The organism is Paracoccus salipaludis (genome assembly GCF_002287065.1).
Lineage (GTDB): Bacteria > Pseudomonadota > Alphaproteobacteria > Rhodobacterales > Rhodobacteraceae > Paracoccus > Paracoccus salipaludis.
Window position 1 is genome coordinate 1 of record NZ_NSJZ01000020.1, and the last position, 25277, is coordinate 25277.

Genomic DNA, 25277 nt, shown 5'->3' on the forward strand with positions numbered 1-25277 from the left:
CAGCGCCATGTTCGCGGATGTCGCGCAACAACCGCTGCACCTGACGCAGGCTCAAGCCGAGCACATTGGCTGCTGTTCTCGGTCTCATGCTGCCGTCCAGAACCTGCGCCAGCACCTCAATACGCTGAAGCTCATGCTCGCTCATCAGCACCAGTCCCATCCCGCAGCCCTCACGCTGAACCCCGAAGGTCAGGGTGAGGGCGACAGTTCTACTTTGCCAGACAGCGACAATTCTACTTTGCGTCTACAGCTAGATTATGAAGTAAGCAAAGTTATGTAAGCGATCTGGATTTCCCGTTGTTCCGGCGTGCGGATTGTTCCGCAGCGACGACGGGGGCAATGGCCGGCGTGCGCGGTTCGGCCTGGCTCGGTCGCCCCGCAGGAACGGTCGGCGGCGTCCGCGCAACAGGCGCGGCGAGGCCCGCACTCTCCTTCCGCGTGTGGATCGGATGTGAGATACTCCTGAGGGAGAAGCGCACGTGGTGGCAGCGACGGCTGCCGTGCCCGAGGAGACCTGAATGCCGATCTCGACTGTCAACTGGCTGTGGATGGGCAACCATTCGATGCTCGATCCCACCCCGAACACCAGCATCACGGTTCCCCAGCGGCAGGCGATCGTGGGATACGAGGCCGAGGGCAACGATCAGTTGAAGGCCGTGGCCGTCACCGGCTCCTACACCATGCCGCCCAACACCGCCTTCGGCTTTGTCACCCAATGGGCCGCAACGTCCTATGCCGACTATGTTCCGACGGCGTTCTCCTACACGCTGGGGGATGTCCAGGTTTCGGACGCCCGCGCCATTTCGGCCTTCGCGGTCACGATGCGCATCCAGACGGGGATCGAGCCGGACGTGTTCCAGGACCAGTCGGCGACCCTGGTGCAGATGTCCAACGGCGACCTGTTCTTCCGGCCCCATGTGAACGCGATCTCCGCCTGGTCGGGGATCACCCGCGTCCACGGCATCGAGGTCGTGGCCGTCAATCCCGACGTCAGTGCCTCCTACGCGGCCTTCAGCCACACGGTCAGCTTCCAGCCCGAGATCTTCGAGGTGGCCTTTCCCTGCTTTGCGGCAGGCACGCTGATCGACACGATCGACGGTCCGGTGCCGGTCGAGCGGCTTGCGGTGGGCAGCCTTGTGCGCACCGCCGGGGACCGCTTCAAGCCGGTCCGCTGGATCGGACGCCGGAAGCTGGACCGCATCGACCTGGCCTGCCGCCCCGACCTGAAGCCGGTCCGGATCGGCGCGGGCGCGCTTGGCCCGGGCCTTCCCCGGCGCGACCTTCTGGTTTCTCCGCAGCACAGGCTGCTTGTGCGGTCGCGGATCGCCCGGCGCATGTTCGCCGCCGACGAGGTCCTGGTCGCCGCAAGGCACCTGGCCGGTCTGGAAGGGATCGCGGTGCAGAAGGATTGCCGGGACATCGAGTATGTCCATTTCATGTGCGATCGCCACGAGATCGTCCTTGCGGAAGGCGCGGCCACGGAAACGCTTTATGCGGGACCCCAGGCGATGACGATGCTTCCGCCCTCTGCCCGCGACGAGATCCTGTCCCTTTTCCCCGAACTGACGGCCGGCGGCGCCTGTCCGGCGCGTCCCCTTGCGACGGGCCGGCAGGGACGCCGGCTTGCCCACCGGCACCTGCTGAACGGCCGGCCCCTTGTCGACGATCAGCCGGCGCGGGAAACCGGCCGACCCGCGGGCGCATCGGCCTGACGCCCCCGCTTCCGCGGTAAAGGGTCCGGCCGGCGCCGCCCCGCACGGGCGGCGCATCGCCTCATTCGGCCCGCACCATCCCGGCCAGCAGGCGGTGCAGATCGTCCCTTTGCAGCCGGTCGCGCTCGCCCCCCAGCACGACCTGCCCCCGCTCCATCACCGCGAAGCGGTCGCCGAGATCCCAGGCAAAGTCGAAATACTGCTCGACCAGCACGATCGCCATGCCGCCCGCGTCGCGCAGGGCGGCGATCACGCGGCCGATCTGGGCGATGATGTTGGGCTGGATGCCCTCGGTCGGCTCGTCCATCAGCAGCACGCGCGGGCGGATCACCAGCGCGCGGGCGATGGCGAGCTGCTGCTGCTGGCCGCCCGACAGGTCGCCGCCGCGCCGCTGCGCCATCTCGGCCAGCACGGGAAAGCTGTCGTAGATCTCGTCGGGAATGCGGCGCGCGCCGCGCGGCAGGCAGCCCAGCCCCGTTTCCAGGTTCTCGCGCACCGACAGCATGGGGAAGATCGCGCGGCCCTGGGGCACATAGGCGACGCCGCGCCGCGCCATCTCCTGCGCGGTGACGCGGCCCAGGCGTTCGCCCATCAGCCGCAGCTCGCCCCCCGACCGGGGATGCCGGCCCGCCAGCACGTTCATCAGCGAGGTCTTGCCCGCGCCGTTGTTGCCCATGACGCAGGCGACCTCGCCCGGCCCGGCGCTCAGCGAGACGCCGTAAAGGATCTGCGAGCCGCCGTAATGCAGGGAAATGTTCTCGGCCTCGATCATCTCAGCGCCCCAGATACACGTCGATCACCTCGGGATTGGCGGACACGTGGTCCAGCGAGCCCTCGGCCAGGACGGCCCCCTGGTGCAGCACCGTCACCTTGCAGTCCAGCCGCCGCACGAAGTCCATGTCATGTTCGACCACCACCACCGCCCGCGTCTCGGCCAGCCGCCGCAGCAGGGTCGTGGTCTGCTCGCGCTCGGCCAGGGTCATCCCGGCGGCGGGTTCGTCCACCAGCAGCAGGCGCGGCTCCTGCGCCAGCAGCATCCCGATTTCCAGCCACTGCTTCTGGCCATGGCTCAGCTCGCCCGCCTTGCGGGTCAGGCGGTCGGCCAGGCCGACCTCTCCGGCCAGGGCGGCCACCCGCGCGGCGCTGGCGCCCGAGGGCTTCCAGCGCAGCACGGCGAAGGGGCCGCGCGGGGCCTTCAGCGCCATGGTCAGGTTGTCCGCGACGCTCTGGTCCTCGAAGACGGTCGGGCGCTGGAACTTGCGGCCGATGCCGGCGCGGGCGATCTGCGCTTCGGACATCTTCAGCAGCGACTGGGACCGTTCGCCCCACAGCACCTGTCCCCTGTCGGGCCGGGTCTTGCCCGTGACGATGTCCATGAAGGTCGTCTTGCCCGCCCCGTTCGGCCCGATCACGGCGCGCAGTTCCGCCGCGCCGATGCTGAAGGACAGGTTGTTGATCGCCCGGAACCCGTCAAAGGACTTGGTGACGCCGGACACTTCCAGAAGCGCGGTCATGCCTCGGCCTCCTTTTCGCGCAGGGCGCCGACATCGGGGCCGAGGTCGGTGCCCATGCGGCGCGGCGGGCGCAGCCCGGCCAGCGCATCCACCAGCGAGGACAGCCCGCGCGGCGCGAACAGCGTCACGGCGACAAAGCCCAGTCCCAGCAGCACCTGCCACCAGTTCACCCAGGCGACCCGGTAGAAGCCGAGATCGAGGTCGGGCGCCCGGCCGCCGGTGAACCAGCTCGACAGCAGCGAGACGACGACGGCGCCGATCACCGCGCCGTAAAGCCGCCCCCTGCCCCCGATGGCGACCCAGACGGCAAGGTAGACCGAGGCGATGGGCGCCAGTTCCGCCGGGTTGATGATCCCGGCCTGCGGGTAATACAGCGCCCCTGCCGCCGCGCAGATCATGGCCGAGATGGTGAAGACGGTCAGCTTGTAGCCCTCGACCGGATAGCCGAGAAAGCGCACCCGCGTCTCGTCGTCGCGGATCGCGCGGATGACGCTGCCGAACTTGCCCGCCGTCAGCCAGGTCGCCAGCAGATAGCCCCCCGCCAGCAGCAGGGCCGAGGCCCAGAGGAACCAGATCGAGATCACCGACTGCGGCACGTCCGTCAGTCCGGGGATGTTCTGCAATCCCGACAGCCCGTTGTTGCCGCGAAAGCCGTTGTCGTTCTGGAACAGCCACAAGGACAGCGCCAGCGTCATCGCCTGCGTCAGGATGGACAGGTAGACGCCGTTGACGCGGCTGCGGAACGCCAGCCAGCCGAACAGGAAGGCCAGAAGCCCCGGCACCGCCAGCACCAGCACAAGCTGCGCCGGCAGGCTGCCCGCGAAGCTCCATGTCAGGGGCAGGTCGGCAGAGCCCACGACGCCGAAGATCTGGCCGGTGATGCCCTGCCGCAGTTCGTCGGGCGTGGGCGGGATGGGCGCGTTCGCAAGCGTGGCCGCGACGATCTCGCCCGTGCGGGCATACATCAGCCACATCCCGATCATGTAGCCGCCCAGGGCGAAGAAGGCCATGTGGCCCAAAGACAGGATGCCGGCGTAGCCCCAGACGAGATCCATCGCCACGGCAGCCAGCGCAAGGCACAGCGTCTTGCCCAGGGTCTTGACGGTCGAGGTCGGGACGAGGCCGCTGCCGTAGGCCTCGGACATCAGCGTCACGGCGATGGTGAAGATCGCCAGCAGGGCGAGGAAGACCATCGCCGAGGGGTGCTTTCGGATCAGCATGGGATCAGGCCTCCGCCGCGCGGCCGCGGGTCGGCATGATGCCGCGGGGCCGGAACTGGATGAAGATGATGATGAGCAGGATCATCCAGGTCTGGGCGGCCAGCGTGTTGGCCGGGTTCATGACCTCGATGCCCTTCTGCAGGAAGCCGATCAGCGCGGCGCCCGCCAGCGTGCCCCAGATGTTGCCGACGCCGCCCACGACCACGGTCATGAAGCTTTGCACGATGTAGTCGCTGCCCAGTTCCGACGTGACCTTGGCGAAGAGGCCGATCGCCACCCCCGCGATCCCGGCGATGCCGGACCCCAGCCCGAAGGTCAGCATGGCGATGCGATCGGGGTTGATCCCCATGCTGGCCGCCATGCCGGGGTTCTGGGTGACGGCGCGGACCTCGAGCCCCAGCCGCGTGCGCTTCATGATCCACAGGAACAGGCAAAGGAACAGCAGCGCGAGGACGAAGATCGCCACGCGGATGGTCGAGATCGAGACGATTTCCCCGAAGCCCACCGAGCCTTCCAGCCAGGCGGGCGCCGTCAGGGGGCGGGCCTGCGTGCCGAAGATGTTCTTGGCGATCTGCTGCAGCGCGATCGAGATGCCGAAGGTCGCCAGCAGCGTTTCCAGCGGGCGCTTGACGAGGTGGCGGATCACCAGCCGGTAAAGGACCACGCCCGCCAGGAAGGTCACGGCGAAGGCCGCGGGCAGCGCCACGACCAGCGACAGCGTGCGGTCCGCGATCAGGGTCTGGACGACATAGCCGGTATAGGCGCCCATCATGATGAACTCGCCATGCGCCATGTTGATGACGCCCATCACGCCGAAGGTGATGGCAAGCCCGATGGCCGCAAGGAAATAGATCGAGGCCAGCGACAGCGCGTCCAGCGTCAGGTCGGCGGCCTGCTGGACGCCTTCGCGCAGGGCCATGGCCTTCAGCGCGCGGCGGGCGGCGTCGGTGATCCCGGGGTCCGGCTCGGCGTAGATGTCGGCGAAGCGGTGGGATGCCAGCGCGGCCTCGGCCTCGGCGGCGGTGGCGGCAGGGGGAACCAGCCCGGCGTCGGCCAGCGCGTCATAGGCGGCGTCGCGGCGGGCGGGGTCGGACAGCTCGGAAACCGGCACGCCGCCGACCGCGCCTTCCGCGACATGGGCGGCCAGCGCCTGCTTCTGCGCGTCCGGGGCAAGCCGTGCGGGGGCAAGGCCCGCATCCACCAGCAGGCGATAAGCCTCGTCCTCGGGGATGTCCTCGCCGGGGACGAGTTCGGCGGCGACATTCGCCCCTTCGGGGATCGCCGGGGCGGCGATGCGGGTCGTGGCCAGCAGCGGGTTCAGCACCGCCTGCAGGTCGGCCCCGGTGTCGCCCGAAAACCCCTCGATGGCGGCGATGCGCGCCCGCGGGTCGGGGTCGAAGCGGATGGTCAGCAGCCGTTCCAGCCGCGCCTTGCGGGCGGCGAGCGCCGGATCGGGGTCGGCCGCGGCGGCGCGCAGGGCGGCAAGGTGCGTCGCGTCGGGACGGCGGGCGATGGCGTCCAGCGCGGCGGCGCGGCGCGAGGGCTCGGGGTCGTTCAGCTGGAACTGCACCAGCGCCGCGCCGATCACGCCGCGCACGCCCGAGTTGGGCCTGAGCACGCGCACCTCGCCCGGAACCGGCGCGCCCGTGACGGCGTCCAGCGCCTCGTCGCCCCGGACGATCACGAAGCGGTCGCCTGCAAGGCCGAGGCGCCGGTCGGCCCAGGCTTCCAGCACGGCGCCGGCCTGCGGACCCGCCGCGGCCAGGGCCTCGATCACCGGGGCGATGGTCTGGCGCGAAGGCCGCTCGATCTGGTCGCGGTTGGCGTCCAGGACCGAGGCCAGGTCCTGCGCGAAGGCCGGCGCGGCCAGCAGCATCAGCAGCGAAAGAAGAAGATGGCGCATGATCCCTGCAACCGGCGGAAGGGGGGAACGGGGCGGCGCGGGGCCGCCCCGGAAGGGTTGGTTCAGTAGTTCGACTGCTTCTGCACGCAGCTGTTGGTCTGCGTGTTCCACATGCCGCAGTCCTTGCCCGGCCAGTCGGCCTCAAGCACCGCCGACTCGGGCAGGTGGTCGGTCCAGGCGTCGCCCGCGACGGGCTCGGTCTGGCTGACGATGTCGAACTGGCCGTCCTCGCGGATCTCGCCGATCAGCACGGGCTTGGTCAGGTGGTGGTTCGGCAGGACCTTGGCCGTGCCGCCGGTCAGGTTCGGCACCTCAAGGCCGTCGATCGCCGCCAGCACCGCGTCGGTGTCGGTGGACCCCGCCTTCTCGACCGCCTGGACCCACAGGTTGAAGCCCAGCATCGTGGCCTCCATCGGGTCGTTGGTCACGCGGTTCTCGCCCATCTTGGCCTTCCATTCCGCGACAAACCCCTCGTTCGCGGGGGACTCGGCGGTCTGGAAATAGTTCCAGGCGGCCAGGTGCCCGACGAGGTTCGCGGTGTCGAGGCCCGACAGCTCCTCCTCGCCGACCGAGAAGGCCATCACGGGGATGTCGTCGGCCGAAACGCCCGCCGCCGCCAGTTCCTTGTAGAAGCCCACGTTGGCGTCGCCGTTGATGGTCGAGACGACTCCGACCTTCTTGCCGTCATTGCCGAGCGCCACCACGTCCGCGACGATCTTGGACCAGTCGGAATGGCCGAAGGGCGTGTAGTTGACGAAGATGTCGTCCTGCGCGACGCCCTTGGTCTTCAGATAGGCCTCGAGGATCGTGTTCGTGGTGCGCGGATAGACATAGTCGGTCCCGAGCAGGGCCCATTTCTCGACGCCCAGTTCCTCGGTCATGTAGTCCACCGCCGGGATCGCCTGCTGGTTCGGCGCGGCGCCCGTGTAGATGACGTTCTTGGACGATTCCTCGCCCTCGTACTGCACCGGGTAGAACAGAAGGCCGTTCAGTTCCTCGACCACCGGCAGCACCGACTTGCGGCTGACCGAGGTCCAGCAGCCGAAGATCGCGTCCACGCCCTGGACCGAGATCAGCTCGCGCGCCTTTTCGGCGAACAGCGGCCAGTCCGAAGCGGGATCGACCACCACCGCCTCGATCTTCTTGCCCAGCACGCCGCCCTTGGCGTTCTGCTGGTCCACCATCATCAGCACGGTGTCCTTCAGCGTGGTTTCCGAGATCGCCATCGTGCCGGACAGCGAATGCAGCACGCCGATCTTGATCGTGTCGTCCTGCGCCCATGCCGCGCCGGCCAGCGCGAGCGTCAGCCCCGCGCTGCAAAGGAAGGTCCTTGCCCTCATTGTCCGTTTCCCTGTCAGGCCGCAGGCATCCTGCCGCTTCCGCTTGGGTGCGGGCGGTGGTAGGCCTTGGCGGCAACGTCGTTGCACCCGTGCGGCGGTCCTTGTTGTCCAGACGCTGGCCGCCGCACACTTCCGGCCCTGTCCGGCCGTTCGCAGTTGCAGCAAATCAAGTGACGGGAAATGCGGCAATCAAAGGGTGGCGGCTTCTGCCCCTGCCCGCCGCTTGTGGCGAAATCCGCGCCACCTGCTCGCCCCGCTGCCTGAGAATTAGGCGCGCAGGGCCAGCCCGCCCTCGCGGATGATGAAATCGGCAACCTCGTCCACCCCGCGCCCGGCGCGCAGCGCGGCCATGACGACCGGCCGGGTGCCGCGCGCCGCGCGGGCGTCGGATTCCAGCAGCACGGGGTCCACGCCCACATGCGGCGCCAGGTCGGTCTTGTTCACCACAAGCAGGTCCGACCGCGCCAGCCCCGGCCCCTTCTTGCGCGGGATGTCCTGGCCTGCGGCCGTGTCGATGACATAGATCGTCAGGTCCGCCAGTTCCGGCGAGAAGGTCGCGGCGAGGTTGTCGCCGCCGGATTCGATCAGCACCAGGTCGAGGTCGGGAAAGGCCGCGTTCAGGTCCGCGATGGCGGCGAGGTTGATGCTGGCGTCCTCGCGGATGGCGGTATGGGGGCAGCCGCCGGTCTCGACGCCCCGGATGCGCTCGGACGGCAGGACCTGCGCGCGCATCAGCGCCTCGGCATCCTCGCGGGTGTAGATGTCGTTGGTGACGACCGCCATGGACAGGCGGGGGGCAAGCGCCGCCGCCAGCTTCTCGGTCAGGGTGGTCTTGCCCGCGCCCACGGGGCCGCCGATGCCGACGCGAAGGGGTCCGTTGCTCATGTCCTGAAGATCCTCGTCTGCATGGTCTCGTGGCGTGCCTGGGCGATCTCGGCGCCGATGGCGCAGCCGCCCAGGTCGTCCCTGTCCGCATCGGCGGCGCAGGCGGCCAGCCGAAGGATGGCGGGGGCAAGGCCGGCCAGCACGCGCTGCCCGTCGGTCTGACCCAGCGGCAGGAAGCGCACCGCCGCCTGGATCAGGTTCAGCGCCTGCCCGTGCAGGTAAAGCGCGATGATCTCGGCGGCGGGTCGTCCCAGGGGCGCGCAGGCTCGTCCCACCGCGACCGGCAGCGCCGCCGGGGCGGCGTCCGTCCCGGTCAGCGGCGCGGCGGTCCGCGCGAAGGCCGCGCCCTGTTCCAGCGTTTCGGTCAGCCGCTCGGCCGTCAGGCACAGCGCGCGGGCAAGCTCGTCCAGCGCGGCGTGATCCGCCCCGGGGCGCAGCGAAAGCGACAGCAGCACCGCGTCGGACCAGCCGCTGCCATGGTCCAGCACGTCGGCCAGCCACCGCGCCAGCGAGGCGGCATCGGCCACCGCCCTGCTGTCCATCGCCCATTCCAGCCCCTGCGCATGGGCGAAGGCCCCGGTCGGAAAGGCCGGGGACAGCAGCTGCAGGGCCAGCAGCCGCGCCGCGTCCGCCCCTGCCGGCCATGCGGGCGGGTCAGTGGGAATGGCCGAAGGTCCGCCCATGTCCGTAGGCTCCGCCCTCGGGCCGGAAGGGGGCAAGGCTGCGGGTGACCCGCGCGCCCAGCTTCGCCAGCATGTCCTCGAGCACCTTGTCGGCGCGGATCACGAGATGGTCGGCGCGGATCTCGCAGGGGCAATGGCGGTTGCCGATGTGCCAGGCCAGCCGCGGCAGGTCGCCTTCGATCCGCAGCACCGGCTCGTGCGCCTCGGCGACCTCGACGGCCGTGCCGTCCTCCAGCACGAAGGCCGCGCCCCCGTCAACGCTGACCGTCTGCGGCAGGTCCACCAGGAAGAAGGCCCCGCCTTCGGTCGCCAGCCGCTTGCGGCGCAGGCAGCGGGCCTCGTAGTCAAGCACGACCCGCCCCACGATCCTGCGCCCGTGGCCGGGCGGCAGCACCGCGACGGCGGTGCCGAGCAGGTCCGGATCGTGGTTCCGGGCGCCGGCATCTGCCAGGAAATGCATCGCGTCCCCCTTCAGAACAGGAAATACCGCTGCGCCAGCGGCAGCTCGGTCGCTGGCTCGCAGGTCAGAAGCTGGCCGTCGGCGCGGACCTCGTAGGTTTCGGGATCGACCTCGATCCGGGGCGTCGCGCCGTTCAGCCGCATGTCGGCCTTGCCGATGCCGCGCGTGCCCTCGACGGCGACCGCCTGCTTGCCCAGGCCCTCCGCGCAGCCGTCCTCGAGCCCCGCGCGGCTGACGAAGCTGACCGAGGCCGCGTGGCGCGCCTTTCCGAGCGCACCGAACATGGGCCGGGAATACATCGGCTGGGGCGTCGGGATGGATGCGTTCGGGTCGCCCATCTGCGCCATGGCGACCTGACCGCCGACCAGCACCATCTCGGGCTTGGCCCCGAAGAAGGCGGGGTGCCACAGCACCAGGTCGGCGCGCTTTCCGGGCTCGACGCTGCCGACATGGGCCGAGATGCCATGCGCCACGGCGGGGTTGATCGTGTACTTGGCGACATAGCGGCGGGCGCGCAGGTTGTCGTTCTCGCCCGTCTCGCCCTCCATCCGCCCGCGCTGGACGCGCATCTTGTGGGCGGTCTGCCAGGTGCGGGTGATGACCTCGCCCACCCGCCCCATCGCCTGGCTGTCCGACGAGATGATGCTGAAGGCGCCGAGGTCGTGCAGGATGTCCTCGGCCGCGATCGTCTCGCGCCGGATGCGGCTTTCGGCGAAGGCCACGTCCTCGGGGATGGACCGGTCCAGGTGGTGGCACACCATCAGCATGTCGAGGTGCTCCTCGATGGTGTTGCGCGTGTAGGGCCGCGTCGGGTTGGTGGAGGACGGGATGACGTTCGCCGAGCCCACCACGCGGATGATGTCGGGGGCGTGTCCCCCGCCCGCGCCCTCGGTGTGATAGGCGTGGATCGTGCGGCCGGCGATGGCGGCCAGCGTGTTCTCCACGAAGCCGGATTCGTTCAGCGTGTCGGTGTGGATCATCACCTGCACGTCCTCGGCCTCGGCCACGGTCAGGCAGCAGTCGATGGCGGCGGGCGTCGTGCCCCAGTCCTCGTGCAGCTTCATGCAGCAGGCCCCGGCGCGGACCTGTTCCACCAGCGCCTCGGGGCGCGAGGCGTTGCCCTTGCCCGCAAGCCCGATGTTGACGGGCAGGCTGTCGGCGGCTTCCAGCATCCGGCGGATGTGCCACGGCCCCGGCGTGCAGGTGGTGGCCAGCGTGCCGTGCGCGGGACCCGTGCCGCCGCCGATCATGGTGGTGACGCCGGAATGCAGCGCGTCGTCCACCTGCTGGGGGCAGATGAAGTGGATGTGGCAGTCGATGCCGCCCGCGGTCAGGATGCGGCCCTCGCCCGCGATGATCTCGGTCCCCGGGCCGATGACGATGGTGACGCCGGGCTGGGTGTCGGGGTTCCCGGCCTTGCCGATGGCGGCGATGCGCCCGTCGCGCAGCCCGACATCGGCCTTGTAGATGCCCGTCCAGTCGAGGATCAGCGCGTTGGTGATGACCGTGTCCATGGCGCCCGCCGCGCGCGTCAGCTGCGACTGGCCCATGCCGTCGCGGATGACCTTGCCGCCGCCGAACTTCACCTCCTCGCCGTAGACGGTCAGGTCGCGTTCCACCTCGATCAGCAGCGCGGTGTCGCCAAGCCGCACCCGGTCGCCGGTCGTGGGGCCGAACATGTCCGCATAGGCGGCGCGAGAGATCTCAACCGGCATCCAGCGCCCCCATGACCTGACCGTTGAAGCCCCAGACCGCGCGGCTGCCCGCGAAGGGCACCAGCCGCACCTCGCGCCGCTGGCCCGGCTCGAAGCGGACGGCGGTTCCGGCGGGGATATCGAGGCGCATCCCCCGCGCGGCCTGCCGGTCGAAGTCGAGGCCCGCGTTGGTTTCCGCGAAATGGTAATGGCTGCCCACCTGCACGGGGCGGTCGCCGGTGTTGGCGACCATCAGCGTGACCGCGGGGCGGCCCGCGTTCAGGGTGATCGCGCCTTCGGCGGGAATGATCTCTCCGGGGATCATCTCAGGCCCCCATGACCAGCACGAGCCCCGCGAGCGCCGTCAGTCCCCCCGCCGCCCTCAGCAGGGGACGCGCGGCGGCGCGCCCGGCAAGGATGCCCGCGCCATGCAGCAGCGCCGTCGCCACAGCAAAGCCCAGGGCATAGGAAAGCAGCCCCTGCGCCGGTCCCTCGGCCCCATGCGCCCAGCCATGCGCAAAGCCGAAAGCCGCCGCCATCGCCGCCGCCGCGCCCAGGGGCAGGCGCGCCGCCATGGCAACCAGCGCGCCCAGCACGACCACCGAGGCGAGGATCGCCGGCTCGACCGCGCCGAAGGGCATCCCGGCCCATCCGGCCGCGCCGCCCGCCAGCATCGCGGCGACAAAGGTGACGGGCAGCAGCCACAGCGCCCGCCCGCCCGCCTGCGCGGCCAGCAGCCCCAGCGCCACCATCGCCAGCACGTGGTCGGCCCCGCCCAGGGGATGCGCGAAGCCGCCGCCGACGCTGCCGTGATCGTGGCCGGAATGGGCCAGCGCGGCGGTGGGCAGGATCAGGGCAAGGGAAAGTAGCCGCTTCATCGGCATCTCCTAGCGGATGGGGTGATGGACGGTGACCAGCTTGGTCCCGTCGGGAAAGGTGGCCTCGACCTGCACGGTCTCGATCATCGCGGGGATGCCCTCCATGCAGTCCTCGGCGCGGACGACCCCGGCGCCCGCTTCCATCAGGTCGGCCACGCTGCGGCCGTCGCGCGCGCCCTCGACCACGAAGTCGGTGATCAGCGCCACGGCCTCGGGGTGGTTCAGCTTGACGCCGCGGGCAAGCCGCCCGCGCGCCACCATCGCGGCAAGGGACACCAGCAGCTTGTCCCGTTCTCGGGGGGTCAGGTTCATGTGCGTCCTCTAGATCTGCCAGCATCTCGGGGTGGCGCCGGGGCTCAGCCGTTCGATCAGCCGCAGCATCTGGCGCCGCAGGGGCCAGGCGTCGGGCGCAAGGCAGCGCAGCACCAGCCGCCCGTCCAGGGCCGAGGCGGCGCCGGTCACGCCCGGCTCGTCCAGTTCCGCGCGCACGGACGCCAGCGCGTCCTGCGCGCCCGGTGCGGCAAGGATCAGCGTGGCGACGGCCCGCGCCCCGCCCAGCAACGCCCCGCCCCCCGCCCGCGACAGCGAGCCGTCGGTCAGCCGGAACGGGTCGGCCAGCAGCAGCCTGCCGCCGCGGTGGATCGTGCGGATGTCGTCCAGCATCAGCCGCGTGACCGTTTCGCCCATCGCGGCGCGGCCCAGGACGACGGTCTCGACGCCCAGATACCACGCATCCGCGGCCAGGCTGACGCAGGTCTGCCGGCTGAGGGCGCTGCCGTCGAACAGGATCGTTTCCTGCGGCAGCCAGGTCAGCGACGCCCCCGGCCCCAGTTCCAGCGTCACCCGTGCCCGCGCCCGGCCGCCCTCGGCCCGATAGGCGCGTTCAGCGGTCTGGGTGGTCGCCCCTGCCCGCATCCCCGCGCCGAGTTGCACCCCATAGTCGAGCCGGTCGCCCGCGGTCAGCCCGCCCGAGGTGTTCAGGAAGACGATCTCCGGCGCGGCGGAATGGGTGCGCGGCAGCATCACCTTGGCCGATCCCGACTGCCGCAATGCCGCGATGCGGCCGCCCTGCAGGGCGATATGCGCGGTGCCGTCGCTGCGCTGAAGCGGGATCTCGTCGAACATGGCCCGACGCTAGAAATGTCGCGGCGACAGGCAAGCGGCGACGGGACGGCGCAAGGGCCGCAGGACGGGAAGCCGCAGCAGGTTGACCGCCGGACGCGCAGCCTGACTGTTTTTCAGGCAGCGCGATGTCCTGCGGCGCGGCGGCCGGGGGGCGTCCTTCCAGCCGGAAAGCATCCCCCGACCACCCTTAGTGCGCGCAGGCGCGTCAGCCATTCACGGGGTTTCCCCGCTGCGGCGCAGGCCCTTGCGCGCGATGACTGCCGCCGCAGCGGCTTCATCCTGCGGCGCGGCGACCCGGCCTGCGCGGGGGCATGGCGCGGCCGGACCCCGGCACCCCGCCGTGCATCTGCCCCCCGGCCCCGGAACCATGCGCTATCCTGCCCAGCCGAGGCCGCGCTTCTCGGCCTCGGCCGACAGCGCCTCCCAGATGCCCGGATGCAGCGTCACCCCCTCGGCCAGCGCGCGGTCCCGCCTTGCCTGCGCGGCCTGACCCGGCAGGCGCACCGGACGGGAAGGGTCGCGCGGGGGGTTGGACCGGCAGGCCTCGGCCAGCCAGCCGGTCTGGCGCAGGAAGGCGCGGGCGCCGCCGAAGGCCTCGGGGTCATGGACGGTGATCGTCATGGCCGCATTCGTGCCCCTGGGCGCGTCGGCCCGGCCATAGCCCGCAAGCCCCTGGGTCAGCGCCTCGACCGCAAGCGCAAGCCCGTAGCCCTTCTGCCCGTGGTCCAGCCCGCCCGTCGGCAGCAGCGTGCCGCCCGCGGTCAGCACCTCGGGGTCGCGGCTGGGGTTGCCCTCGGCATCCATCACCCAGTCGTGGTCGTATCGTTCCCCCGCGCGGATCATCCGCTGCGCCAGGTTGACCGTGGTGATCGAGGCCGAAAGGTCGATCAGGATCGGCCGTCCGGGCACCGGGATGCCATAGGCCACCGGGTTCGGTGTCATCACCCCCTTCAGCCCGCCGAAGGGCGCGACCTGCGCGCCCGAGGGCGAGGAGGATGCGATGGAGGCCATCAGCCCCTGCCCCGTCGCGATCGGCAGATAGGCCGCCAGCGCGCCGTTGTGGTGGCTGTCGCCGACCACCACCGTGGCCGTGCCGAAGTCGCGCGCCCGCGCGCAGGCAAGCAGCATCGCCTGCTCGGCCAGCCAGGCGCCGGGCAGGCGCCGCCCGCGCCAGCAGACGGCGGGCCCGCGGTCCGAGATCACCTCGGGCGTGCCGTCCCTTGTCACGACGCCCTCGTCGATCCCGGCCAGGTACCAGGGAGCCAGCGCCAGCCCGTGGGTCGTGTGGCCCATCATGTCGGCCTCGACCAGGTAATGCGCAACGGCGCGGGCCTTGTCGGGGGCCAGGCCCGCGGCCCCGAAGATGCGGCGGGCGAAGTCGCGCAGGGCCCCGGCGGGGCGCGGAGTCGCGTCGCTCATCGGCGGTCCTCGAAGACTTCGGGGTTCAGCACCCGGGCGGGGCGGCCGCCCGCCATCAGTTCCTGGATGTCGGCGATGTTCATCAGCCCGACGTTCTCCAGCGCCTCGACGGTGTCGGCGCCGGAATGGGGCATGAAGACCGCGCGCGGGTGGCGGAAGACGGGATGCGAGACATCCGGCGGCTCGGTCACATAGGCGTCCAGCGCCACCCCGCCCAGGCGTCCGGCGTCCAGCGCCCCGGCCAGCGCGTCGAGGTCCACGACCTCGCCCCGCGCCAGGTTCAGCAGGCAGGCCGAGGGCTTCATCCGCGCGATGCGCCCGGCGTCGATCAGCGCGGCGTTCCCCGCGCCGCCGAAGACATGCAGCGACACGTAGTCGGCGGCCGCCAGCAGGTCGTCCAGTTCCATCAGCGCGATGTCGTTGGCCGCCGCGAAGGCCCGGTCGGCATGGGGGTCTGCCGCGGCCACGCGCATTCCAAGGCCGCGCGCCAGCAGGGCCAGCCTGCGGCCGATGTTGCCCAGGCCCACGATCCCCAGCGTCTTGCCGCCAAGCTGCGAGCCGACCCTGCGGTCCCACCCGCCCGAAACGACGCTGGCGTGCCCTGCCGGGATGTTGCGCGCCAGCGCGAACATCAGCCCGACCGCCAGTTCGGCCACCGCGTCGGCATTGGCGCCCGGCGTGTTGGCGACGGGCAGGCCGCGGGCGGTGCAGGCGGGGATGTCGATGTTGTCCACGCCCACGCCGTGCTTCAGCACGCCCTTCAGCCGCACCGCGCCCTCCAGCGCCGCCGCCGTCACCGGCACCAGGCCGACGACAAGGTAGTCGGCCCGCCCGACATGCCCGGCCATGCCGCCGTCGGGGCGGCTGGTGTCGGTGCAGCGGATCAGTTCCCACCCGAGTTCGGCCAGGCGCTGCGTCACCCGGCCGTGCTTGCCGAAGCCGGGCGAGGTGGTGAGGATGACGGTCATGCGGACAGCTCGTAGCGGTGCAGGATCGCGGCGATCTGCGCGTCCTGCGCGGGATCGGGCAGCAGCGCGGGCTGGCGGCTGGCGCCGACCGAGTTGTCCATCAGGAAAAGCGCCCGCTTGACCAGCGCGGGCGGGTAGCCGAGACCGTACAGGTCCTTGCGGAAATTGCCGAAGATCTGCTGCTGGCGTTCCGCCTCGGCATGGTCGCCCGCGTTATGGGCGCGGATGATCGCGGCCAGCACGCCCGGCATGACGTTGCCCAGGCCCGAGATGCAGCCCGCCGCCCCGTTCATCAGCGACCAGTGGACCAGATGGTCGGGGCCGGAATAGACGGCAAAGCCCGGATGCGCGCGCCCGACCGCCAGATAGGCTTCCAGCGTGTCCTGCGCGCCGCCCGAATCCTTGATCCCGGCGATGTTGCCGTGCCCGGCGAGGGTCGCGGCCGTTTCCGGTTCGATGTGGTTCTGCGTCCGGGCGGGGATGTCGTAAAGATAGACGGGCGTTTCCACCCCGTCCGCGACGGTCGAGAAATGGCGGACCAGGCCGTCCTGCGTGCAGGCGATGAAGAAGGGCGTGATGACGGCGATCCCGTCCACGCCGATGCGGTCGAATTCGCGGGCGAGCTTCAGCGTCTCGAAGGTCGCGGGCATCCCGGCGTTCACGATCACCTGCGCGCGACCCGCCACCTCGTCCACGACCGCCTCGGTCAGGGCGACCTTCTCGTCGAAGGTCAGGGCGGTGAAATCGCCGTTCGTGCCCGCGCACATGATGTTGTTGCCCGCGTCCACCTGGCGGCGGACCTGGGCGCGGGTGGCGTCGAAGTTGATCGTCTCGTCATCGTTAAAACAGGTGACAAGCGCCACGAAGGCTTTGGCAGGGGTCATCGGGGTCTCCGGGGAAGTGAAGGGTCAGAGGGCGGCGGCAAGCCGTGCCTCGCGGCGGCGGGCCTGCACCTCGGGGTCGGGGTCCAGCCCGGCGGCAAGCAGCGCCCGGGTGTAGGGTTCGCGCGGCGCCTCGAAGACCTGCCGCACGCTGCCATGCTCGACCACGCGGCCTTTCCGCATGACCATCACGTGGTCGGCGAAGTCGCGCACCACCGGCAGGTCATGGGCGATGAAGACAAAGGCGATGCCCATCTCGCGCCGCAGCCGGTCCAGAAGCTCGATCACCTGCGCCTGGACCGAAACATCCAGCGCCGACACCGCCTCGTCGCAGACGATCAGCTGGGGTTCCATGGCAAGCGCGCGGGCAATGGCGATGCGCTGGCGCTGCCCGCCCGAGAACTGGTGCGGATAGCGGGCGGCGTGCTCGGGCCGCAGGCCCACCTGCGCCAGAAGCTCGGCCACCCGCTCGCGCCAGCGGGCGCGCGGCAGGATGTCGGGATGGATCACCCAGGCCTCGGAGATCAGCTGGAACACCGTCATCCGCGGGTTGAGCGACTGGGTCGGATCCTGGAACACCATCTGCAGGTCGCGGCGCAGCGCGAACAGCTCGGCCGGCGGCAGGGTGAAAAGGTTGCGCCCCTTCCACATCGCGACGCCGGAATCGGGTTCGTCCAGCCGCAGCAGCATGCGCGCCAGCGTCGACTTGCCGGACCCGGATTCGCCCACAACGGCCAGCGTCTCGCCCGCCATCAGGTCGAAGCCCACGCCGTCCAGCGCGCGGAACTCGCCGTAGCTTTTCACCACGTCGCGCACGCTCAGCACGGGAGCGGTGGGGGACAGGGGGGCGTGCATCTCTCCCTTTCCCGGGGCCGCGCCGATCAGCTTGCGCGTGTAGGGATGCGAGGGGTTGCGGTAGACCGCGTCCGTTTCGCCCGTTTCGACCACCTCGCCGGCGTTCATCACCACCACGCGGTCGGCGATCTCGGCCACCACGCCCAGATCGTGGGTGATGATCAGCACCGCCATGCCGGTTTCGGCCTGAAGCTCTTCCAGCAGGGCCAGCACCTCGGCCTGGACGGTCACGTCCAGCGCGGTGGTGGGCTCGTCCGCGATCAGCAGGTCGGGCTTCATCGCCAGCGCCATGGCGATCATCAGCCGCTGCCGCTGGCCGCCGGAGAACTGGTGCGGATACTTGCGCAGCGCGCCCGCCGGGTCGGGGATGCCGACGCGCGTGACCAGCCGCAGCGCCTCGGCCCGGGCGTGGTCGCGGGCGACCCCGTGGGCGGTCATGGTTTCGACGATCTGCCAGCCCACGGAATAGACCGGGTTCAGGTGGCTCAGCGGGTCCTGGAAGATCATCGCGATGCGGCGGCCGTTGATCTGCCGGCGCTGATCGTCGGTCAGCCGCAGCAGGTCCCGCCCGTCGAAGCGGATGCTGCCCCCGGCGATATGGCCGGGCGGCATGTCGATCAGGTTCATGATCGCCGAGGCCGAGACCGACTTGCCCGAGCCGCTTTCCCCCAGGATCGCCAGCGTCTCGCCGCGATCGACGTGGAAGCTGACGCCGCGGACGGCGTGCACCACCCCCGCGGCGGTGTGGAAATCAACCGAAAGGCCGCTGACCTCCAGCAGATGCTCAGCCATTGCGGCGTCCCTTCATTTCCAGCCGCCAGCGCTGCGTCGGGTCCAGGGCGATCCGCAGCCAGCCAGACAGCAGGTTCAGCGACAACGTGGTCAGGATGATGGCCAGGCCCGGCCAGACCGACAGCCACCAGGCCGTCTGCAGGTACTGCCGCCCCTGCGCCACCATCAGGCCCCAGGTGATCTCGGGCGGCTGGATGCCGATCCCCAGGAAGGACAGCGCGCTTTCCGCCAGCATCACGAAGGCGAAATCCAGCGTCGCCACCGTCAGCAGCGTCGGCAGCACGACCGGAAGGATATGGCGGAAGATGATCCGCCAGCGCGAGGCGCCCATCACCCGCGCGGCCTGCACGAACATCCGCTCGCGCACCTCCATGACCTCGGCGCGGGTGGTGCGCAGGTAGACGGGGATGCGGGTGATCGCCAGCACGACGATCAGGTTCGCCACCGAGGGCCCGAGGATGTAAAGCACGATCACCGCCAGCAGCAGCGACGGGAAGGACATGATGACATCGGCCAGCCGCAGGATGACCTGGCCCGCGGCGCGGCCCATGTAGCCCGCGACCAGCCCCAGCATCGTCCCGATGACCGCCGAGAACAGCACCGCGCCGGCCGCGATGGTGATGGTGTTGCGCGTGGCCACGATGATGCGCGCCAGCAGCGGCCGCCCCAGCGCGTCGGCGCCCAGCACCCCCAGCCAGCCCTGCGCCAGCGAGAAGGGCGGCAGGTTGCGCCCGCGCAGGTTCTGCCGCGTCGCGGCGCCTTCCAGCCACATCGGCCCGACGACCGCCAGCACCACCACCAGCAAGACGAACAGCGCCGCCGCCAGCGCGAACTTGTCGGCCCAGAGCATCCGGGCAAGGCGGCGCAGCGCGCCGGGCTCCTGGGGGATCGTGTCGGTGGCGGACAGGGGCATGGGCGGCTCCTCAGTGCCGGATCCGGGGATCGAGCAGCGCATAGGCCAGGTCGATCAGCAGGTTCATCAGGAAGATCGCCAGCGCCGTGACCATGATGGCGGCCAGCATCACGTTGAAGTCGCGCTGAAGGATGGAATCGATCATCAGCTTGCCGATCCCGGGAAAGCCGAAGATCGTTTCCACCACCACCGCGCCGTTCAGCAGCGCCGCCGCCTGGTCGCCGATCACGGTGATGACCGGCAGCATGGCGTTGCGCAGCGCGTGCACGAAGATGATGGGCCCGCTGCGGACGCCCTTGGCGCGGGCCGTCTTGACATAGGCCGAGGACAGCGCGGTGATCATGGACCCCCGCACCACCTGCACGATCAGGCCGAAGGGGCGGATGAACAGCACGCCGATGGGCAGGATCCAGTGCAGGGGCGTCCCGGTGCCCGACGTGGGCAGCCACCCCAGCGTGACCGAGAACAGCACGATCCCGAGGATCGCGATCCAGAAATCGGGCGCCGAGGCCCCGACCAGCGAGGTGACCGAGGCGATGCGGTCGAAAAGGCCGCCGACGCGGAAGGCCGCCAGCGCGCCCACGGCGATGGCCGCCGCCGTCACGATCGCCATGGTGATGACGGCAAGCTGGAAGGTCCAGGCGAAGGCTTCCAGCACGATCTCGATCGCCGGCCGGGCACGGCGCAGCGAGTCGCCGAAATCCAGCCGCGCCAGGTCGCCCAGATAGTGCCAGAACTGCACCGCCAGCGGGTCGTTCAGCCCGTGGATCTCGCGGAACTGCCGGCGCATCTCGTCGGTGGCGTCGATCGGCAGGAACAGCGCCGCCGGATCGCCTGTCAGGCGCGACAGGAAGAAGACCAGCACCACCAGTCCCAGAAGCGAGATCAGGCTGGCGATGGCGCGCTGCCGGATAAAGCCGAACATCTGCCCGTCCTTTGCGAAAGATGCCCGGCCGGGGGGAGGACCGGCCGGGCGGTTGGCGTCACCTGAAGCCGATCTGCGCCAACTGCAGCTGCGAGTTGGTCGCGATCGACGGCCGCCAATCCAGCCGCTCGCTGACGCGGCTGAAACCGACCATGTGCCACAGCAGCACGTCGGCCACGACCTCGTCATGCAGGTGGGCCACGAGGTCGGACCATTTCCGCGCCCGCTCGTCCCCGGTCGCGGCCGAGGCCTCGGCGATCATCTGGTTGACCCCGGGGTCGCTGACGCCGGACTGCCGCCCCTCGCTGTCGTACTTGAAGAACATCGAGAAGACCGGGTCACCCTTGTTGTTGTCGTGCATCGCCGCCAGCACATAGGGGCCGCGGTCGGCCGGGTAGGGCTTGGAATAGAAGCGCTCGTGGTCGGCGACCTCGAACATCTGCAGCTTCGCGTTGAAGCCCGCGTCCTGCAGCATCTGCAGGGTCGCCTCCATCACCTCGGTCACGCCGGGGAAATTCTCGGTCCGGGCGATCAGGGTGAACTCGGCATCCACGGGAACGCCGTCGGCGCGCGCTTCCTCAAGCAGCGCCTTCGCGCCTTCCAGGTCGAAGGCCCAGGGCTTCACGTCGGGGTTCGCGCCCTGCGTGGTCGGCGGGAACATGGCGACGGCCTGCTCGGTCCCTTCGGGCAGCAGCGTGCCGATGAAGGCGGCGCGGTCGATGGCCATGTTCAGCGCGCGGCGCACCCGGACGTCGTTGAAGGGCGGCACCGAGTGATCCACCCGCAGATAGACCGTTTCCGAGTTCAGGTAGGAAAAGTCGGTCGCCGGGTTCGTGGCATCCGTTTGCGCGATCGAGGGCGCGATGTCGGCCTCGCCCGTCTGCACCATCGCGGCGCGCACGGCGGGGTCGGTGCGGAACAGGTAGGTGGCCGAGGTCACGGCGGGCTGTTCGCCCCAGTAGCCGTCGCGGCGGGTCAGGACGATCTGCTGGCCGGGCGTCCATTCGGTGACGGCATAAGGGCCGGTGCCGACGGGATCGCGGACGAACTCGACCGGGGTTTCCTCGGGGACGATCGTGACCAGCGACATCAGCAGCGGCAGGATCGGCTGCACCGGGTCGGCGGCGAAGTCGATGGTGTGGTCGTCCACAACCGTGGCCGTGACCGTCATGCCGCCGAAATAGCGCGGGGTTTCGCAGGTCATCGCGCTGTTCATCGCCCGGTCGAAGCTGTGCTTGACGTCCCGCGCGTCGAAGGTGCTGCCGTCCGAGAAGGTGACGCCCTGCCGCAGGTGGAAGCGCCAGCTTCCGTCGGGCTGCTGTTCCCAGCGTTCCGCCAGCCGCGGCCGCAGCCCGCCGCCGCCCTGGGTGTCGTATTCGGTCAGCGTCTCGTTGACGTTTTCCAGGATCACGCGGCCGATGTTGGACCGCGTGGCCATGCAGGGCTCCAGCAGGTCCAGGTCCTCGGACAGGACGATGCGGACGTCGGTCTCGGCCGCGAGGGCCGACGACAGCGACACGGCCAGCGCGAGCGCGGTCGTGGCAAGCAACCTGTTGATCATTCTCTCCCCCCTCCCAGGTGCGATGAATGCTGTGGAGGCCGCCGTGGACCGCCCTGTTCCAAAAGACAACGGCAGTCGTCAAATTGTCAATCAACTTCGACAGCCAATTTCGGATAGAATAGGTGATGAACAATATCATATAAAACAATGCACTGACTTAGATCATTCCCTCGGACCCCCGATCACGTTATGCATGTGACTTGACAACTGGCCGATTCGCGCCGCTGATCTGCACGACCGCAGGAGGAGGCTGCCTTGACCCCCGATCTGATCGCCCAGGCCATGGACGGCCGGCTGCGCGCCACCGCGCCCGGCCGCGACGAGGCATTCCTGCCCTCGCCCATGATCCAGAACCACGCGTCCTTCCTGCACCTGCTGGATGACGGCGCGCTTCTGTGCTGCTGGTTCGGGGGCACGCTGGAAGGCAGGTCGGACATCTCGATCTTCGCCTCGGTCCTGGTGCCCGGTGCCGAAAAGTGGGGACCGGCGCAGCGGCTCAGCCACGACCCGGACCACTCGGAACAGAACCCGGTCGTCTTCCGGGCGCCGGACGGAAGGCTGTGGCTGTTCCATACCTCGCAGCCCGCGGGCAACCAGGACGAATGCCGCGTCCGCATGGCGGAACTGTCGCGCGACCCGGCCGACCCGTCGCGGATCACCGCCGGGGCGGGGCGGTTCCTCGACCTGCCGCGCGGCTGCTTCGTGCGCGGCAACGCGGGCCTGCGCGACGACGGCGCCTGGCTGCTGCCGATCTTCCGCTGCGTCCCGCAACCGGGGCGCAAGTGGAACGGCAGCCACGACATCGCGGCGATGGGCGTTTCGGAAGATGGGGGCGCAAGCTGGCGGCTCGAGGAGCTGGACGGCTCCCTCGGCTGCGTCCATTTCGGGCCGGTTCCGGCGCAGGACGGCGTGATCCCCGCCTTCTTCCGCCGCCGTCAGGCCGACCGCGTCTTTCGCACCGAAAGCCGGGACGGCGGGCGAAGCTGGGCCGCGCCGCATCCGACCGACCTGCCCAACAACAACTCGTCGGTGGCGGGCATCCGCCTGCGCGACGGGCGGATCGCGCTGATCTGCAATCTTGCCTCGGCGGCCACGTCGATGGACCGCCGCGCCTCGCTTTACGACGAACTGGGCGAGGACGACGGCCGCCCCGACGCCGACCCCGCGGGGGGCTGCACCCCCGTCTGGGGCGTGCCGCGCGCGCCGGTGGCGGTCTGCCTGTCCGCCGACAACGGCCTGACCTTTCCGCAGCGGCTGGTGATCGAGGACGGCCCCGGCACCTGCACCAGCAACGATTCCACCGACGGGCGGAACAGGGAAATGTCCTATCCCTGGCTGCTGGAAGCGCCCGACGGGACGCTGCATCTCAGCTACACCTACCATCGGCGCGCCATCAAGCACGTCCGGCTTGCACCGGGCTGGGCCACCCGCACAAAGGCATCTGCATGAGCGACATCATCGGCATCACCATGGGCGACCCCGCGGGCGTCGGCCCCGAGATCTGCGTCAAGGCCCTGGCCGGAATGTCCGGGGCCGACCGCGCCCGGACCCTGATCTACGGCAACCGCCCCACGCTGGAGGCCGCGAAGGCCGCCGTCGGCTGCGAGGTGGACCTGGCGGACCGGGTGGTCGACCTGCCCGTCGAGGGCGCCCCCCTGCCCTGGGGCCGGCTGTCGCCGGTCGCGGGCGACGCGGCCTTCCGCTTCATCGAGCGCGCCGTGCGCGACGCCGAGGCGGGCCGGATCGGCTGCATCGTGACCGCCCCCATCAACAAGGAGGCGCTGAACGCCGCCGGGCACCATTACGACGGCCACACGGGGATGCTGCGGTCGCTGACGGGCTCGCAGGCGGCCTACATGCTGCTTGCCTCCGAGCGGCTGAAGGTGATCCATGTCTCGACCCATGTCTCGCTGAACGAGGCGATCCGGCGGGCCACGACCGAACGCGTGCTGGCCACGATCCGGGCCGGGAACAGCCATCTCAAGCGCATCGGCATCGCCGCGCCCCGCATCGCGGTCGCGGGGATCAACCCCCATTGCGGCGAAAACGGCCTGTTCGGGACCGAGGACGAGGACCAGATCGCCCCCGCCGTGGCCGCCGCCCGGGCCGAAGGGATCGACGCGCAGGGGCCGATCTCGGCCGACACGGTGTTCCACCGCGCCCACAACGGCGCCTTCGACCTTGTGGTCGCGCAGTATCACGACCAGGGGCACATCCCGATCAAGCTGGTGGCCTTCGACGACGCCGTGAACGTCTCGGTCGAGCTGCCGATCGACCGCACCTCGGTCGATCACGGCACCGCCTTCGACATCGCCGGCAAGGGTATCGCCAACCACGGCAACATGAACGCCGCCATCGCCTATGCCCGCAGGCTGGTCGCGGGCGGGCGGGGCTGAGACGGGCAGGATGAAAGGACAGACCATGGCGCTTGCACGAAGCATCACCCTGCACATGCCCCCCCGGATCGAGATCGGGGCGGGCGCATCCGGCCGCGTCGGTCCCTGGGCCGAGGGCGCGGCCCGCGTGCTGGTGCTGGCAAGCCCGCACACCTCGGGCTTCGCGGACCGGCTGGCGCTGCCGGGCGAGGTCACGATCTTCGACGCGATCCCCGGAGAGCCCGACATCGCCACCTTCGAGGCCGCGCTTGACGCCGCCCGCGCGGCGCGCCCCGACCTGGTGGTGGGCCTGGGCGGCGGCTCGGTGCTGGACGCGGCCAAGCTGGTGGCGGCCATGTGGGACGGGACGCAGACGCTTGACGACGTGGCCGGGCCGAACCGCGTGGCGGGCCGGCGCACGCGGCTGGCGCAGGTCGCCACCACCGCCGGCACCGGGTCCGAGGCCGGCATCCGGGCGCTGATCACCAATCCCGGCAGCGGGGCCAAGATCGCGGTCGAAAGCCCGCATCTGCTGGCCGACCTTGCCGTGCTGGACCCCGAGCTGACCTTCACCGTCCCCCCCGCCGTGACCGCCGCCACCGGCATCGACGCGATGGCGCATTGCGTCGAGGCCTTCACCAACCGCCGCGCGCATCCGGTGATCGACGGCTTTGCGCGCATGGGCATCGACCTCGTGGGCCGCTATCTTGCCCGCGCGGTCCGCGACGGGCAGGACACCGAGGCGCGCGAGGGGATGATGCTCGCGTCCTTCTACGGCGGCATCTGCCTCGGCCCGGTGAACACGGCGGCGGGCCACGCGCTGTCCTATCCGCTGGGAACGCTGCTGCACCTGCCGCACGGACTGGCGAATGCGATCATCTTCCCGCATGTGCTGGCCTTCAACGAATCCGCCGCGCCCGCAAAGACGGCCGAGGTCGCCCGCGCGCTGGATCTGTCGCCCGGGGACGCGGGCGGGCTGCTGGACGCGGCCTGCGGCTTCTGCCGCGACCTGGGGGTCGAGATGCGGCTGTCGGCGCATGGCGCGACCGCCGACCAGCTTGAAGGCTTTGCCCGCGACGCCCACGGCATCCGCCGGCTGATGGACAACAACCCCCGCGACATGAGCGTGGACGACGTGCTGGAAATCTATCGCGCGGCCTTCTAGGGCCGCGCG

General features: G+C 70.4%; 25 protein-coding genes. 4 read left to right on the plus strand and 21 right to left on the minus strand.

The window, feature by feature from the left end; translation table 11 throughout:
* Positions 1 to 160: helix-turn-helix domain-containing protein (locus tag CK240_RS15215; protein ID WP_167650063.1), on the minus strand; the 160-nt coding region annotated here is incomplete at its 3' end.
* Between the two features lie 358 nt (positions 161 to 518).
* Between CK240_RS15215 and CK240_RS15220 the strand changes: the two genes are divergently transcribed.
* On the plus strand, positions 519 to 1712 hold the full coding sequence (locus tag CK240_RS15220) for a Hint domain-containing protein (protein ID WP_240517484.1): 1194 nt from the start codon (positions 519 to 521) through the stop codon (positions 1710 to 1712).
* A gap of 61 nt (positions 1713 to 1773) precedes the next feature.
* On the opposite strand, the gene urtE is transcribed toward CK240_RS15220, so the two are convergent.
* The 20 genes from urtE to CK240_RS15320 all read right to left on the minus strand — a co-directional run bounded on the left by urtE (position 1774) and on the right by CK240_RS15320 (position 21728).
* Entirely contained in the window at positions 1774 to 2484 is a 711-nt protein-coding gene (gene urtE / locus CK240_RS15225) for an urea ABC transporter ATP-binding subunit UrtE (protein WP_095641187.1), read from the minus strand.
* Between the two features lies 1 nt (position 2485).
* On the minus strand, positions 2486 to 3226 hold the full coding sequence (urtD, locus tag CK240_RS15230) for an urea ABC transporter ATP-binding protein UrtD (RefSeq protein WP_095641188.1): 741 nt from the start codon (positions 3224 to 3226) through the stop codon (positions 2486 to 2488).
* Positions 3223 to 4446: an urea ABC transporter permease subunit UrtC gene (urtC, locus tag CK240_RS15235; protein WP_095641189.1), complete on the minus strand. Its 1224-nt coding sequence runs from the start codon at positions 4444 to 4446 to the stop codon at positions 3223 to 3225. The genes urtD and urtC overlap by 4 nt, the downstream gene beginning before the upstream one ends.
* Before the next feature lie 4 nt (positions 4447 to 4450).
* Positions 4451 to 6349 carry an urea ABC transporter permease subunit UrtB gene (gene urtB, locus CK240_RS15240; protein ID WP_095641190.1) on the minus strand — a complete coding sequence of 633 codons (1899 nt, stop codon included), beginning with the start codon at positions 6347 to 6349 and terminating at the stop codon, positions 4451 to 4453.
* Positions 6350 to 6411: 62 nt separating this feature from the next.
* On the minus strand, positions 6412 to 7689 hold the full coding sequence (gene urtA, locus CK240_RS15245; protein WP_095641191.1) for an urea ABC transporter substrate-binding protein: 1278 nt from the start codon (positions 7687 to 7689) through the stop codon (positions 6412 to 6414).
* A 267-nt stretch (positions 7690 to 7956) separates the two neighbouring features.
* Entirely contained in the window at positions 7957 to 8574 is a 618-nt protein-coding gene (gene ureG / locus CK240_RS15250; RefSeq protein WP_095641192.1) for an urease accessory protein UreG, read from the minus strand.
* The gene (locus CK240_RS15255; protein WP_095641193.1) at positions 8571 to 9257 is read right to left on the minus strand and encodes an urease accessory protein UreF; all 687 of its coding nucleotides are present in this window, start codon (positions 9255 to 9257) and stop codon (positions 8571 to 8573) included. Before CK240_RS15255 ends, ureG begins: the two co-directional genes overlap by 4 nt.
* Positions 9229 to 9717: an urease accessory protein UreE gene (locus CK240_RS15260; RefSeq protein ID WP_095641194.1), complete on the minus strand. Its 489-nt coding sequence runs from the start codon at positions 9715 to 9717 to the stop codon at positions 9229 to 9231. The genes CK240_RS15255 and CK240_RS15260 overlap by 29 nt, the downstream gene beginning before the upstream one ends.
* Positions 9718 to 9728: 11 nt before the next feature.
* The gene (gene ureC / locus CK240_RS15265; RefSeq protein ID WP_095641195.1) at positions 9729 to 11432 is read right to left on the minus strand and encodes an urease subunit alpha; all 1704 of its coding nucleotides are present in this window, start codon (positions 11430 to 11432) and stop codon (positions 9729 to 9731) included.
* Complete coding sequence (locus CK240_RS15270; protein ID WP_095641196.1) at positions 11422 to 11736, minus strand: urease subunit beta; 315 nt, start codon at positions 11734 to 11736, stop codon at positions 11422 to 11424. Before CK240_RS15270 ends, ureC begins: the two co-directional genes overlap by 11 nt.
* Before the next feature lies 1 nt (position 11737).
* Complete coding sequence (locus tag CK240_RS15275) at positions 11738 to 12289, minus strand: HupE/UreJ family protein (protein WP_095641216.1); 552 nt, start codon at positions 12287 to 12289, stop codon at positions 11738 to 11740.
* Between the two features lie 9 nt (positions 12290 to 12298).
* Positions 12299 to 12601: an urease subunit gamma gene (locus CK240_RS15280; protein ID WP_095641197.1), complete on the minus strand. Its 303-nt coding sequence runs from the start codon at positions 12599 to 12601 to the stop codon at positions 12299 to 12301.
* A 9-nt stretch (positions 12602 to 12610) separates the two neighbouring features.
* Positions 12611 to 13414, minus strand: a complete 804-nt coding sequence (locus tag CK240_RS15285) for an urease accessory protein UreD (RefSeq protein ID WP_095641198.1) — start codon at positions 13412 to 13414, stop codon at positions 12611 to 12613.
* 372 nt (positions 13415 to 13786) lie between these two features.
* Positions 13787 to 14833 carry an Ldh family oxidoreductase gene (locus CK240_RS15290; protein WP_095641199.1) on the minus strand — a complete coding sequence of 349 codons (1047 nt, stop codon included), beginning with the start codon at positions 14831 to 14833 and terminating at the stop codon, positions 13787 to 13789.
* On the minus strand, positions 14830 to 15801 hold the full coding sequence (locus tag CK240_RS15295) for a phosphoglycerate dehydrogenase (protein WP_095641200.1): 972 nt from the start codon (positions 15799 to 15801) through the stop codon (positions 14830 to 14832). Before CK240_RS15295 ends, CK240_RS15290 begins: the two co-directional genes overlap by 4 nt.
* Positions 15798 to 16685, minus strand: coding sequence for a dihydrodipicolinate synthase family protein (locus CK240_RS15300; protein WP_095641201.1), 888 nt, complete (start codon positions 16683 to 16685; stop codon positions 15798 to 15800). Before CK240_RS15300 ends, CK240_RS15295 begins: the two co-directional genes overlap by 4 nt.
* A 24-nt stretch (positions 16686 to 16709) precedes the next feature.
* Positions 16710 to 18329: an ABC transporter ATP-binding protein gene (locus CK240_RS15305; RefSeq protein WP_095641202.1), complete on the minus strand. Its 1620-nt coding sequence runs from the start codon at positions 18327 to 18329 to the stop codon at positions 16710 to 16712.
* Positions 18322 to 19242: an ABC transporter permease gene (locus CK240_RS15310; RefSeq protein WP_095641203.1), complete on the minus strand. Its 921-nt coding sequence runs from the start codon at positions 19240 to 19242 to the stop codon at positions 18322 to 18324. The genes CK240_RS15305 and CK240_RS15310 overlap by 8 nt, the downstream gene beginning before the upstream one ends.
* Positions 19243 to 19252: 10 nt before the next feature.
* Positions 19253 to 20167, minus strand: a complete 915-nt coding sequence (locus CK240_RS15315) for an ABC transporter permease (protein ID WP_095641204.1) — start codon at positions 20165 to 20167, stop codon at positions 19253 to 19255.
* 58 nt (positions 20168 to 20225) lie between these two features.
* Positions 20226 to 21728: an ABC transporter substrate-binding protein gene (locus CK240_RS15320; RefSeq protein ID WP_095641205.1), complete on the minus strand. Its 1503-nt coding sequence runs from the start codon at positions 21726 to 21728 to the stop codon at positions 20226 to 20228.
* 255 nt (positions 21729 to 21983) lie between these two features.
* On the opposite strand from CK240_RS15320, the gene CK240_RS15325 reads away from it, so the two are divergent.
* Genes CK240_RS15325 through CK240_RS15335 form a run of 3 tightly spaced genes read left to right on the plus strand, consistent with a single transcriptional unit; the run spans position 21984 to position 25268 of the window.
* Complete coding sequence (locus CK240_RS15325) at positions 21984 to 23177, plus strand: sialidase family protein (protein WP_095641206.1); 1194 nt, start codon at positions 21984 to 21986, stop codon at positions 23175 to 23177.
* The gene (pdxA, locus tag CK240_RS15330; protein ID WP_095641207.1) at positions 23174 to 24124 is read left to right on the plus strand and encodes a 4-hydroxythreonine-4-phosphate dehydrogenase PdxA; all 951 of its coding nucleotides are present in this window, start codon (positions 23174 to 23176) and stop codon (positions 24122 to 24124) included. The genes CK240_RS15325 and pdxA overlap by 4 nt, the downstream gene beginning before the upstream one ends.
* A gap of 25 nt (positions 24125 to 24149) precedes the next feature.
* Positions 24150 to 25268, plus strand: coding sequence for an iron-containing alcohol dehydrogenase (locus CK240_RS15335; protein WP_095641208.1), 1119 nt, complete (start codon positions 24150 to 24152; stop codon positions 25266 to 25268).
* The last annotated feature ends 9 nt before the right edge of the window (positions 25269 to 25277 follow it).